Here is a 12,545-nt window from a genome sequence, read left to right on the forward strand (position 1 = left end):
CCGTCCAGCCGCGCGCCTCGTCAGCGACGCCCGGGAGCCTCTATGGGTTTGGTGAAGTGGTGGGGAGGGCTGAAGGTTGGTAGAAGGTTCCTTCTCGGAGCATCGCGAAGAGGACGTCGGTTTGAGCTGCTTGTTTCCGCGTCGGGACGGTTGCTCGCCCTGGATCGAGGAGCCTGAGCTGCGGGCCTTTTGGGCGAGGCCGGAGTAGGCGGCGAGGTCGTCGGCCGAGGGGATTCTGGATCCGTCACCGACGTCGATGACGATGCGGGCTTCCGGTCCTCACGCCGCTCCCCGGCATGGACGTGTGAGTGGGCGCGTTGGTGGCGTTGGGTGGGTGTCAGCGGGACAAGGTGCTGGATGCCTGGTCATCGGGATTGTTGGGGCATGGCCTGCTGTCATGAGGTGACCAAGCGGCTGCTGTTTTCCGGCTGGTGTTGCGTGGGCCGGCTGTCATGGGGGTGGCTGTTCCTATGGTTTGAAGGACAACGGTAGGGATGCCCGCGAGACTCGGAGTCGGCAGTGGACTGGCGAGGGGGCCTCCGGTGAGGACACCTGACGGGCTGGATGAGTTTCGTTGGCGGTGGATGCTTCTTCGCCGTCCGAGGACGGAGTGGTTCTTCCTGCTGCATGCCGCGACGGGGCCTGCTGGTTTTCAGGATGTTCGCGTCTATGGCCGTGACGGGATTTCCGATGCGCGGCTGGTGTGGAAGGTCTGTCATCAGTGCGAGCGGGGCGTCATTTCGAAAATCTCGCTTTCCCCGGAAGTGCAGCGGCAAGGACTCGGCACACGTCTCGTCGACAGGGCGCTTCTGGACGGTCCCGGGTATCGCTGGACGACCAGCAGTCAGTCGCCGGATGGTCGGGCGTTCTTCCGGGCGATGACGGCGCGTACGGGCGCCGAGTTCGCGGCGGGAGCCCGGACATGCGAGCACATCTTGGAGAGTCGGCCCGGACGTCATAGGCCAGTACTGGACCGGCGCCTGCACCGGGCGCGTCGCTGACTGCCGGCGCCTCACCTCTGACTGGGGAAGAGTCGCTGGCGCGCCTTCTTGCCGAGGGGCCGTTTGACCGGTCGGGCGTGAAGGTTGCTGAGCCGGGATGGCAGTCGCCGCCACTGCCGGCACGCAGGTGCCTTCGTAGGTGGGGCCAGGGTCAATACAGGGCGATGTCGGCGGAGCGGGGTGCTGACGGTAGTCCACGGGGCCGGGGCGTGGAACTGGTCGCTGTCGTGGGGTGACCGGGTGGCTGTCACGGTGTGGCTAGCAGATCGCGGTCCGGCGGTGTTGGGTTTGCCGGTCTTCGTATGAAGGGGGTGGCTGGGGCGGTGGGGTTGGCCTTGTGACGGTTTCTCAGGCCCCGGTGGGGCAGGCGGCGTTGCCGGGTTCGGCCGTTCTGGCGGTGGCCGGGCGGGTGGAGCGGGCGGTGGTGGTGCGGCGGCTGTTGGCGGTGGACCGGGGTGAGGATGGTCTGTCGTCGTTGTATGTGCGGATCGCGGCCGGTTTGGCGGGGGTGACGGAGCGGACGGTGTGGCGGTGGCTGGCCGAGGGACGCGAGGGGCGGGTGGAGGCGTGGCCGCGGCAGGGCGGGTTCACGGTGGGCGACGCCTTGTGGGAGGTGCTCACCCAGGTGGGCGGGAACGTCGCCGAGTTGCGCCGCAGGATGCTCCGGGCGCAGGACGAGGGCGGGCTTGAGCGGTGGGGGGCGGAGTTGGTGCCGTCCTTGGCGACGCTGCACCGTGCGGTGAAGGACGAGCTGAGGGCGGGCCGGGTGCTTCAGGTCGCCCGCGTGGCGTCGGGCCGGGTGGAGCCGAGCCGGTACGACCGGGCACTGGCCGAACTCGGCTTCGCAGATGGTGCGAACGGCCCGCCGGTCGTGGACGGCCCGGATACCGAGCTGTCCGGCACGGGCGGTGAACAGCGGCCCGGCGCGGTGACGCGTCCCCGGGTGTCGGGTGGGGTGCGCCTGTACGCGCCGGGGGCGCGGCTGGTGTCGACGCGGCAGGTGGCCGGGGTGGTGGAGGCGGTGGGACACACGGTCGCCGCGCGGGGGATCGGCTGCGTGTACGGGGACACGGGGATGGGGAAGACGGTCGCGGTCGAGCAGGCTCTGCACCTGCTGCCTGCCCGGGTGCCGGTGTGGCGGGCGGTGGTGGGGGTCAGGCCCGGGCTGCCGCAGGTGCGGGCCGCGTTGTGCGAGGCGCTGGGGCTGCCGTCGGGGTCGCTGACGCACCGTGCCGGACCGGCCGACCAGGCGCTGGCGGAGGCGCTGGCCGAGCCGGGTGTGCTGTTCCTCGACGACGCGCAGCGTCTGTCGCCGCCGGTGCTGGACTATCTGCGGCAGCTGTGGGACTCGCCGGGCTGTGCGGCTGCCCTGGTTTTGTGCGGGGCGGGCAGCGAGCGGGCGCTGGCCCGGGCAGCGGCGATGCGATCGAGGGTCCTGACCTGGCATCAGGTCAGCCGCCTCGACGCGGAGGACGTGCCGCGGACGCTGGGTCTGTTCCACCCGGTGTGGGAGGACGCTCATCCGGCCGGCCTGGTGTGGGCAGATGAGCAGACCGCCCGCGGCAACTTCCGTACCTGGGCGAAGATCACCTCGCATGTCTGTGCAGCCCGGGGCCGCGACCCCGGTGCGGGTGTGGATCGGGACGCGATCGACCAGGCCTGCGCCCGGCTCGGCCCGTACTCATGACGGGCCCCTCTCACGTGCCAGGAGCACACCGGTTCCGACGGCAGAGAACCGCACCCCGTTCGGCGAGGAGGAGGAACGGCGCGATGACGGACAGCGGACCACAGGACACCAATGGCGGCCACGGCGTTGAGGCGGGAGGGCAGTGGCCGCAGCCGGGGGATCCGGCGGGTGTGCTCGGAAAGCAGTCGCTGGTTGCGCTGCGGGCGCCTGCGGTACGCCGCCTGCTGGCGCTGCGGGCCCGGGGCGGTCTTTCGCGCCAGCACGTGCGGCTGGCGGGGGAGTGCCTGGGGGCATCGGAGCGCACGGTGTGGCGGTGGCTGGCTGAGGCGTCCCGGAGCCCGGAGACGGCTGTGCACCCTGGAGCCCGCCATACGAGCAGGTTCGAGATCACCGCGGAGATCCGGGTGCTGCTGGCGTACTGGCACGGCAACGCCTCCGCAGTCCACCGCCAGCTCGTGGAGCGCGCCGCAGCCGAGGCCGGGGGCGTACCAGCACATGCGTCCGGCGCTGCTGGGCCCGTCCCGCCCGGCCTGGTGGCTGTGCCGGGCGGGGCAGCCCTGTCGCAGGTGCCGCTGCTGGATCCGGTCCCGTCCCTGTCAACATTCCTGCGCGCGCTGCGCCGCGATCTGACGGCGGGGGAGCGCGCCGGTCTCGCCAGCGGACCGGAGGCAGCACGCGCCCATGACGTGTTCGGCAAGCGGCCGGCGTCATGGCGCAACCACGCCTGGGAGACCGATCACGTTCAGGCCCCGCTGCTGGTCGACGCCGACGGCGACCTGGTGCGCCCGTGGATCACCTGGTTCATCGACACCGCCACCAAGGTCATCACCGGTACCGCTGTCACCCCGGGCCATCCCTCCCGTGCGTCGGTACTGGCCGCCTTGCGCGCCGCAGTGGTGCGGGACGATCCCTACGGCCCGGCCGGGGGAGTGCCGGAGCTGGTGAGGATGGACCGGGGCAAGGACTTCCTGTCGGCCGCCGTCACCACCGCGCTCGGTGCGATGGGCGTGACGGTCAAGGACCTGCCCGCCTACAGCCCGCATCTGAAGGGCACGGTGGAGAGCCTCAACCGGGCTGCGGACCGGATGCTGTTCGCCGCTCTGCCCGGCTACACCGCCGGGCCCACCGGGCCGCGCTCGGAGCGGCGCGGACGTAGCACGGGGGCGGTGTCCGCCCTGTCGTTCCAGGACTTCACCGCGGAGGTCCTGGCGTGGACGAACTGGTGGAACACCATGCACCGCCCGAAAGCCCTGTCGGGCCGTACGCCGCTGGAGGCGTGGCAGGCCGATCCGACCCCTGTCACCGACATCCCCGCCGCCGACCTGTGGGCCTTCACCCTTGAGGACGACGGCCGGCCCCGGAAGCTGACCAGCCACGGCGTGAGCTGGCGAGGCCGCACCTACACCGCCGCGTGGATGACCGGCCAGGCCGGCCGCCAGGTCCGCGTGCGCTACATGCCGCACCACGACCACGAGATCGAGGTCTGCGACGCCCGTGGCCGCCACCTCGGCCCGGCGCACCTCGCGGACGCGGCCACCCCCGAGCAGCTGCAGGCGTTGCGCGAGGCACGCGCGGAGCGCGCCCGGCGCCTGCGCGCCGACGCGAAGGCCGCCGAACGCCTGCGTCGCCAGCGATTCGCCCCCACCACCAGTGCGGAGCCCGCCCAGCGGCTGGGAGCCGTCACGGCCGCCCAGGCCGAGCGTGAACTCGCCGCCGCCGACTACACCGACGTCGCACGGCTGGCGCTGCCCGACCTGATCCCGCCCGCCCCGCCTCCGGCGCACTGGCGCACCCCGCCCGCCCTTGCGGCCGGCACAGCGCCTCCGCTCCCGCCGACCCGTCGGCGGACGTTGTGCCGGAGCCCGGCTCCCGACCCGCAGGAGACGCCTGATGACCGAGGACGCCTACCAGTACGTCGACCTGCCCGACGCGGCCGTCGTCACCACCCGGGCCCTGCTCACCGCGCGGGAGAACATCACCGACACCGTCGCCGCCCGCGCCATGATGTGCATCCACGGCGGCGCCGGCCACGGCAAGACGCTCGCGGTCAACACCTGCCTGCGCGAACTCGAACCGGGCGAGGACGTCCGACGGGTCACCTTCCGCGCCCGCCCCACCGCCCGGGCCGTGCGCTACGAGCTGTTCACCGCCCTCGACCTGCCCGGCGAGCCGCCCCGCCACCCCAGCGAGTTCGACCGCCTGCTGAAAAACGCCCTGGCCGAACACCCCCGCACCTTCCTCGTCGACGAGGCCCAGTGGCTCAACGGCGAGGCGTTCGAGTACTTCCGCTACCTGTGGGACGAACCCTCAACCCAGCTCGCGATCATCTTCGTCGGCGGCGAGGGCTGCCACACCGTGCTGCGCCGCGAACCGATGCTCTCCTCCCGCATCTTCATCTGGCAGCACTTCACCCGCCTCACCCCCGACGAAGTCCAGCAGGTCATCCCCCTGTTCCATCCAGTGTGGGCCGACGCCGACCCCGACGACATCGCATTCGCCGACAGCCACGCCGCCCATGGAAACTTTCGCGCATGGGCCCAGCTGACCGCCCACACCCGTACCGGGCTCGCCCGCACCGGCCGGCCCCGGGCCGACCGGGAACTGCTGCGCTGGGCCTTCAGCCGCCTCGCATGACCGCCACGCCACCGCCCGTCGCCGTGGTCACCGACCGTCATGACGACGTGCTCCACACGCACACCGCCCTGGCCGCCCACCACGTGCCGTCCGGCCGGATCACCCTCCACCCGGGCCCGGGCACCACCAGCGAGACCGGCCTCGCCCACGACCTTCTCGCCGTGTCGACGGTCAGAGAATTCCCCACGATCTGCATGATCAGCGTCACGTAATTCCCCTTCCCTGCGATCACGACTCCCCATGGGGACGGCGAATCCGTCGGTGTGCACTCGGCAGGCCATGACCGGCCTCTACGATGATCCGATGCGCCAGCCCGCCGAAGAGCCGTACTGGAACACCAACGTTGCCCGGCACCCAGGCATCCTCCGGTCTGTTCCCGAGGGGTGCGGCGATGCCCTGGACGTCGGCTGCGGGGACGGGCTGCTGGCGCGGAAGCTCGCCGGGCGGGCGAAACACGTCACTGGGATCGACAAGTCGCCGGACATGATCGCTTGTGCACGCGAGTCTGCTGCGGGCGACCCGCAACTCACCTTCATCGAAGGAGACTTCCTCACCGCGGAACTTCCTGCTGCGGAGTACGACTTCGTCTGCTCGGTGACCACGATCCATCACATGGACTTCGAGGCGGCCCTCGTCCGCATGCGTGAGCTGCTGCGGCCTGGCGGCACGCTGGTGGTGGTCGGTCTGGCCCGCGAGGCGAGCGTGACGGAGTGGGCGGCGTTGATCGCGGCAGCCCCGATCGTGCGGATCACGAAGGTGCTGCGTCGCGCGCGTGGCCCGCAGGGCATGCCGGTCGCCGACCCGCAGATGAGCTATGGGCAGGTGCGGGCTGCTGCCCGGCTGCTGCTGCCCGGCGTGCGCTACCGCCGCCACGTGCTGCGCCGGTACTCGCTGACCTGGGAGAAACCCTCCCGCTGATCCCGGCATCGACGGCGATTTTCCCCATCCTGAGCGGTTTGAACGTCATGTAATTCTCTATGGAGGTTCCTCCGGATTCTCCATGGGTAGCGCGGAGTCCGGGATCGAGGGACCTGGTCGTCGCGGAGCTGCTCATGTTCCTCGCCCCGTGGTTCTGATGGCCGATGGGCAGCCGGGATGGCGAGGAGAACGTTCGTCGTGGTCGACATCACCGAGATCTACGTCCACTGGTACGCAGGCCGCTCGAAGAGCGCGCTGGCAGCGTCGCTGGGGGTGGACCGCAAGACGGTCAGGAAGTACCTGGCCCCGGCGGAGGCGTCCGGGATCACCCCGGGCGGCCCGCCGATGAGCGAGGCCGACTGGGCCGGGCTGATCGAGGGCTGGTTCCCCGGCCTCGTCGACAGGAGACTGCGGCAGGTCACCTGGTCCGACATCGACGAACACCGCGACTACATCAAGGACTTGCTGGGGACCGTGACGGTCTCCACGATCCACCAGCGGCTGCGGGACGAGCACAAACTGAAGGTGTCGATCTCCTCGTTCCGCCGCTGGGTCCACGCCACGCTGCCCGACGAGGTGAGCCGCTCGCAGGTCACCGTCCTGCGCGACGAGGTCGAGCCGGGCGAGGAAGCCCAGATCGACTACGGGTTCCTCGGCCAGTGGACCAACCCCCGCACCGGCAAACGGCACCGCGTCTGGGCGTTCGTGATGGTGCTGCCCTGCTCACGGCACATGTTCGTCCGCCCGGTCCTGCACCTTGACCAGCACGCGTGGACCGAGGCACACGTCGCGGCCTTCCGCTACTTCGACGGCGTCCCGCGCCGGCTGGTACCGGACAACCTGAAGACCGGCGTCGACAAGCCCGATCTCTACGACCCGAAAATCAACAAGGCGTATGCCGAACTCGCCACCCACTACGGGGCGTTGGTGGACCCGGCGAGAGCCTTGAAGCCCAAGGACAAGCCCAGGGTGGAGCGGCCCATGCCCTATGTCCGCGACTCGTTCTGGCGCGGGCGGGAGTTCACCTCGATCGAGCACATGCAGACCGAGGCCGTCACCTGGGCCCAGCAGGTCGCCGGGCGGCGGCAGTGCCGGCCGCTGGGCGGGGCGGCCCCGATGGCCGTGTTCGGCGCGGTCGAGGCCGCCGCCCTGCTGCCGCTGCCGCCCACTCCGTTCACCCTGGCCCGCTGGTCGACGGCCACCGTCGGCCCGGACATCCACATCAAGGTCGCCCGCACCCTCTACTCGGTGCCCTGGAAGCTGATCGGCCGCAAGGTCGACGTCCGCTCCACCGCCACTATGGTGCAGGTCTTCCTCAACGGCGACCTGGTCAAGACCCACGCCGCCCTCGACCACGGAAAACGCACGGACAAGAGCGACTACCCGCCGGAGAAGATCGCCTTCCAGATGAAGACGCCCATCTGGTGCCGCACCCAGGCGTCCGAGGTTGGCGACGCCTGCCGCGAGGTCGTCGACCAGCTCCTGGAGGTCAACGCGCTCTACCGGCTCCGCGCAGCCCAGGGGGTTCTCGAACTGCGCAAGAAGTACGGCGACACGCGACTGGAAGCGGCCTGCGCGAGAGCGATCACGGTCGGCGACCCGTCCTACCGCACCATCAAGGGCATCCTCATCGCCGGCACCGAGACCGATCCCGAGCCCGAGACCAGCGGAGACGCGGGCGCCGCGGCCTTCCTCCACGGCCCGCAGGGACTGTTCGGCTCCGTCGTGCCCCTGGACATCCCGGAGGACACCCTCGACGACCAGGTCCACGGCGAAGACGAGGTGACGGCACGATGAGCGTGATGGACACCGCCCTGCGCGAGTCACTCAAGTCCCTGCGGCTGTCGGGGATGCTGGAGACCCTCGACGCCCGCCTCGCCCAAGCCCACGGCGGTGAACTGGGCCACCTCGACTTCCTTCAGGTCCTCTGCCAGGACGAGATCACCCGCCGCGAGACCGTTGCCTTCCAACGACGCCTGCAGCGGGCGAAGTTCGAGCAGCAGGTCACTCTGGAGGAGTTCGACTTCACCGCCTCCTCGAAACTGCCCGCCGCCCAGATCCGGGACCTGGGCGCCCTGCGCTGGCTGCATGCGGGCGAGTCCGTAATTTTGTTCGGTCCGGTCGGGGTGGGCAAGACGCATATCGCCCAGGCCCTGGGCCACCTCGCCGTCCGGCAGGGTGCCCACGTCCGCTTCGCCAAGACCAGCCGGATCCTCGCCGAACTCGCCGGCGGCCACGCGGACCGCACCTGGGAGAAACGGATCCGAGAACTCGTACGGCCCGACGTGCTCATCCTCGACGACTTCGCCATGCGCCAGCTCTCCGCGGCCCACGCCGACGACCTCTACGAACTCGTCTCTGAGCGGCAGGGCCGGTCCCTGATCATCACCAGCAACCGGGCACCCAGCGACTGGTATCCCCTCTTCCCCAACCCCGTCGTCGCCGAGTCCCTCCTCGACCGGCTCATCAACACCAGCCATCAGGTCATCATGAACGGCCCCAGCGACCGTCCGAACAAGCGCCCCAAGAACCCCACCGACAAGCCCACCAAGCCGTCAGTCAAGTAGCCGCCATCGGCGCCCGGGGCTGGGGAATTACGTGAACTCAGCCCCGGGGAAATACGTGAACGTCCGCACCCCTCGGCCGCGAACGGCAGCGCGCTGTCCAGGAATTCAGCAGCACTGCCCGGCGCGGCCTCGATCAGGACATCACCGCGCCGCTCGCGTACATGGCGCTCCGCGCGGGTGAACCAGGCCCGGTAGTCGGCCCGGATCGCAGCCCCGGCACTGCGGGGATCGTCCCGCAGGAGCTGGTAGTAGTCGGGGTGCGCGGCCTTGAAGTCGTCGCCCTCCAGGCGAGTGGTCCCCGGCCGCATGGCCCGCTTGACCATGCGTGATGTGGCGAGCTTGCCCGCGCCCGGCTGCCCGATGACGTAGACCACCCGCGGGTCCTCGCGCCCGACCACGCCGCTCAGATAGGTCGGCGCGAGCATTTCATCGAAGATGAAGTCGTGCTCGTCCGGAGACAGCCGGTGATAGTCGACGCCCGGAGCACGGGTGCGCGCCTGAGCGCGGCGCTGCACGGGCTCGGCCAGCGCCGCCGCCCGCTCCGCATCCCGGCGCACCGCCAGGCGCTGGTCGTCCTCGAGCGGGGCAAGCTCCACCTGGCGGCCCGCCAGGGCCAGGCCACTCCGGAACACCGCCGTCTCCCGCGCCGACCAGGGCCGGCCACTCTCGTGCACCCAGGCCCGCGATGCCGCCGGCCGCCGACGCCACCCACCACTGGAGTCCAACTCGTTGTCATAGATCAGCTCACAGCCCCGGCGCAGCAGCACGACCCGGTCGGCGAGCTGCTCCGCCTCAATGGCCTCCAGAACGGCAGGGATCTGCCGGGTGCAGTGGGCCTGGTTCTCCCAGGACACATACCGCACGCTCCCGGCCAAATAGCGGTCCAGCACCCCGAGCTGGTTCAGCGCGGGGGCGGTGACGACGGCCGCGACTTCGATCCGGTGCCCCGAACGCCGGTAAGCAGCCGCATCCGCACGGAACTGCTCCAGATCAGCCAGCGCAGTCTCCACCACCGCGTCGAACCCATGCTCACGCACGTGCTCTTCTACCCCGGCCTGCCATACACGCGTGTCCGCACGGACCAGAACCCCGGCCGTACGGACGTCCTCGGCCAAGGCCTCGGCATAGGCCGGATGCTCAACCTTGTACATGTCGCTGCCCACCCGCACCGCACCACCCCGGCCCTCCAGCACCGCGTGCAGAAGGTCGGCGACGACTGTCTTGCCGCTGCCCGGCGGCCCCGCCACGAACAGTACGACGGGCCGCTCCTGGCGGACCGCGTCACGCGTGGCGACCGGCAGAATCCGCCGCATCAGGACGCGTTGACGCGCACGGTCGGACAGCTCCACCGAACCCATGGCCGTCTTCCCCGCCGCGCCGGTCAGACCCTCCCAGCCGCCGCTCATATTCAGCGCAGGCGTCCCAGGTGAATGACGCTGACCCGGATCTGCTGATCGCTGATCTCGTACAGCACCCGGTAGACCCCGACATGGATGCGCAGCACGTCGGCGCTGCCGAAGGCACCCTCGGGGCGCGGTTCGACGGCGAGGTGGTCGACGGCGGTGAAGACCTGCCGCACCCCCGCCGGGTCGTCCTTGGCGAACTTTTCCGCCTGGGCGAGGGCTTCGGGTTCCCAGATGACCTCGTAGCTCACGCCTCATCCCCGAACACACGCCGGTAGGCCTCATCGTGCGGGACGCCGGCGTTCTCACCCCGTGCCTGGCGGGCGCGGTGGGCCGCCAGTGCGCGCATCTCCTGGAGTTCCAGGGCGTCTGCGGGGCTCATCAGGATGGCGATGGTGTGACCGTGGTCGGTGATGGCGACCGGTTCACGCGTTGCACTGACCTCGCGGGCGATGGCCCCGAGGCGGGCCCGAGCTTCCACAATCGAGTACGCCGTCTCCGTCATGCACACCACATTACATAAGTGTGCACATATTAGTCGTCCGGAGCAGACGGGTTGACCGGTGGAGCGTCAGGCGCTGGGCTCTGCCTTCGCAGCGTCCTCGCCCAGTTCGACGCCATCGTCGCCGCGGCCGTGCCCGAGCTCGCAGGTCACGTCCAGGCCGTGGGCTTCGACGCGAACACTGGCCGCCTGGACGTCGCCCCCGACGCGCGCGCCCGCGTACGGCACGGAGCCGCGCCGGTGCGCAGAGCAGCTGATCGCGGCGGCCAACGAGCGGGTGCCGGATGGACACGTCCGTACCGTGCACGTCCTGGCGCCAGCGCCCGTGACGGCTGGCCCCGCCAGGGCGGCCGCTGCCCCGGCCCCGACGCCGGCCACACCCGTCGCGCCGGTGGAACGCCCGACGCCGCCGGACGGCTACCGCCGTGCGATCGAGGCCCACCGCCAGGCCGCGCCGCCGCCCCGGACCGACCCGGACATCACGGCAGCGGTGGAGCGGCAGACCGCCGCGATGCGGGAGCTGTCCCGCCGCGCGTTCCCGGAGCCCGACGTCGTTCATGGCACGTGACTGACCACTCCAGACATCGCGTGACGAACGTCCTTCTACCCCGTTTACCGGTCGATACGGCACAACTTCGACACAGGCGGGAACGATGGGGAAGAGAGCGCAGCAGAAGCGGGCGGCCAAGCACGCAAAGCAGGCCCAGCAGCGCAAGAGCGCGGCGTCGCGCAACGCCGCCACGTTCGCGGCGATGGCGGCCGTCCTGCCGCAGCTGATGGCGAAGGACGACTACACCTTCGGGCCCATGTCCACACCCTGGGGCGACTTCACCGAGATCTACGCGACGGTCGACGACGCGGTCGCCGCGGCGAAAGAGGCCGGTGGCGTCCTGTCGTGCTTCGCCTTCGACGACTCCGGTGAATACGAGCGCAGCCTCCGCCACGGCGCGGACGGCTGGCTGTACGAGGTGGCCCTCTACCCGCGCGGAACTCTGCGGGATCTGGTGAAGACGAGCTGGCTGGACGCCGACGACCGGGACCAGGCCGTGTGACAAATCCATTAGTGATCACTAGATGAGTGATGTGCTGGCCTGGGTATCTAGTGATCGTTTCAGGATGTTTTGCTGTGGTGCGGTGCGTCTCTGAGCTGGGGTTTCCGTGGAGGTGCGGAAGCCGGAGGGGCTCTGGAGTGCAGATTCAGTGATCGTCTTGGAATGTAGTGATTGGCGTGGGATTTCTTTATCGCTGTGTGGTTCAGGCGGATTGGTCTGTGCTGGTCAGGGGGCTGACGGGCCGTGTCTGAGTGGTGGCGGCAGAGTCAGCAGCGCCTGGCTTTCCGGAGCGCTGGCCAGGGCTGACCGAGCTGTGTCGGCCCGCGACGAGGAAGCCGTTCTTCGACGTACTGATGACGCGGGCTGATCCCGGTCAATGGGGTGGGGCTGCAAAGAGGGGGAACGCGGTGGGCATTGGGGTGGCGAGGCGCGGGCGAGTTAGATGCGCAAATGCTCGCCTATCCGATGCCCTCAAATGCTGTAGGACAGTTGGAGGCTTGGCGGGCCGCAGCGGGTGCCTGCTACGCGGATGGGACCGGCGCGCACGCCGTGCACTACGTCCCCGCCTCGTGGGCCAGCATCAGGCCCTGGCCGACTAGACCCAGCAGGATGAGGCGGCCCTGAGTCGACAGCAAGTGCGGGAGGTCGCTCACGCCTGTACCCGCACTCCGACTGGGCCGGCGCCCTCTGACAAATCCATGAAGGATCACTGTATGAGTGATGCGTTGAGCTGCTGATCTAGTGATCGTCGCAGGATCCCGAGCCGTCGTGGCGGATTGAT

The 12,545-nt window shown here is 70.0% G+C and carries 11 protein-coding genes and 2 pseudogenes; 9 read left to right on the forward strand and 4 right to left on the reverse strand.

Going from position 1 to position 12,545, the window contains the following annotated elements; translation table 11 throughout:
• Nucleotides 1-120 precede the first annotated feature (120 nt).
• Nucleotides 121-304 (reverse strand): annotated as a pseudogene (locus ACFYM2_RS12665) (IS110 family transposase); the annotation flags it as partial.
• 1,034 nt (nucleotides 305-1,338) lie between these two features.
• Here ACFYM2_RS12665 and ACFYM2_RS12670 point away from each other — a divergent pair.
• The 7 genes and pseudogenes from ACFYM2_RS12670 to istB all read left to right on the forward strand — a co-directional run bounded on the left by ACFYM2_RS12670 (nucleotide 1,339) and on the right by istB (nucleotide 8,807).
• Nucleotides 1,339-2,688, forward strand: coding sequence for an AAA family ATPase (locus tag ACFYM2_RS12670; RefSeq protein ID WP_388835763.1), 1,350 nt, complete (start codon nucleotides 1,339-1,341; stop codon nucleotides 2,686-2,688).
• 221 nt (nucleotides 2,689-2,909) lie between these two features.
• Nucleotides 2,910-4,511: pseudogene (locus ACFYM2_RS12675) on the forward strand (Mu transposase C-terminal domain-containing protein); the annotation flags it as partial.
• 67 nt (nucleotides 4,512-4,578) lie between these two features.
• Complete coding sequence (locus tag ACFYM2_RS12680) at nucleotides 4,579-5,322, forward strand: ATP-binding protein (RefSeq protein ID WP_360070627.1); 744 nt, start codon at nucleotides 4,579-4,581, stop codon at nucleotides 5,320-5,322.
• A complete protein-coding gene (locus ACFYM2_RS12685; protein WP_388835812.1) occupies nucleotides 5,319-5,534 on the forward strand; it encodes a hypothetical protein in 216 nt (71 codons plus the stop codon). The genes ACFYM2_RS12680 and ACFYM2_RS12685 overlap by 4 nt, the downstream gene beginning before the upstream one ends.
• 67 nt (nucleotides 5,535-5,601) lie before the next feature.
• Nucleotides 5,602-6,240 carry a class I SAM-dependent methyltransferase gene (locus tag ACFYM2_RS12690; protein WP_388835766.1) on the forward strand — a complete coding sequence of 213 codons (639 nt, stop codon included), beginning with the start codon at nucleotides 5,602-5,604 and terminating at the stop codon, nucleotides 6,238-6,240.
• Between the two features lie 198 nt (nucleotides 6,241-6,438).
• Entirely contained in the window at nucleotides 6,439-8,037 is a 1,599-nt protein-coding gene (istA, locus tag ACFYM2_RS12695; protein WP_388835769.1) for an IS21 family transposase, read from the forward strand.
• Entirely contained in the window at nucleotides 8,034-8,807 is a 774-nt protein-coding gene (gene istB, locus ACFYM2_RS12700) for an IS21-like element helper ATPase IstB (protein ID WP_388835772.1), read from the forward strand. The genes istA and istB overlap by 4 nt, the downstream gene beginning before the upstream one ends.
• On the opposite strand, the gene ACFYM2_RS12705 is transcribed toward istB, so the two are convergent.
• Genes ACFYM2_RS12705 through ACFYM2_RS12715 form a run of 3 tightly spaced genes read right to left on the reverse strand, consistent with a single transcriptional unit; the run spans nucleotide 8,720 to nucleotide 10,715 of the window.
• Nucleotides 8,720-10,165 (reverse strand): zeta toxin family protein, encoded by a 1,446-nt coding sequence (locus ACFYM2_RS12705; RefSeq protein WP_388835775.1) that lies wholly within the window; start codon nucleotides 10,163-10,165, stop codon nucleotides 8,720-8,722. The genes istB and ACFYM2_RS12705 overlap by 88 nt on opposite strands.
• A 50-nt stretch (nucleotides 10,166-10,215) precedes the next feature.
• Nucleotides 10,216-10,461, reverse strand: coding sequence for a type II toxin-antitoxin system RelE/ParE family toxin (locus ACFYM2_RS12710; RefSeq protein ID WP_388835778.1), 246 nt, complete (start codon nucleotides 10,459-10,461; stop codon nucleotides 10,216-10,218).
• Entirely contained in the window at nucleotides 10,458-10,715 is a 258-nt protein-coding gene (locus tag ACFYM2_RS12715; protein WP_388835781.1) for a type II toxin-antitoxin system Phd/YefM family antitoxin, read from the reverse strand. Before ACFYM2_RS12715 ends, ACFYM2_RS12710 begins: the two co-directional genes overlap by 4 nt.
• A gap of 388 nt (nucleotides 10,716-11,103) precedes the next feature.
• On the opposite strand from ACFYM2_RS12715, the gene ACFYM2_RS12720 reads away from it, so the two are divergent.
• Complete coding sequence (locus tag ACFYM2_RS12720) at nucleotides 11,104-11,280, forward strand: hypothetical protein (protein WP_388835784.1); 177 nt, start codon at nucleotides 11,104-11,106, stop codon at nucleotides 11,278-11,280.
• Nucleotides 11,281-11,365: 85 nt separating this feature from the next.
• Complete coding sequence (locus tag ACFYM2_RS12725; RefSeq protein ID WP_388835787.1) at nucleotides 11,366-11,764, forward strand: hypothetical protein; 399 nt, start codon at nucleotides 11,366-11,368, stop codon at nucleotides 11,762-11,764.
• Nucleotides 11,765-12,545: the final 781 nt, after the last annotated feature.

The sequence above is a fragment of the Streptomyces sp. NPDC006711 genome (genome assembly GCF_042869775.1).
Taxonomy (GTDB): Bacteria; Actinomycetota; Actinomycetes; order Streptomycetales; family Streptomycetaceae; genus Streptomyces.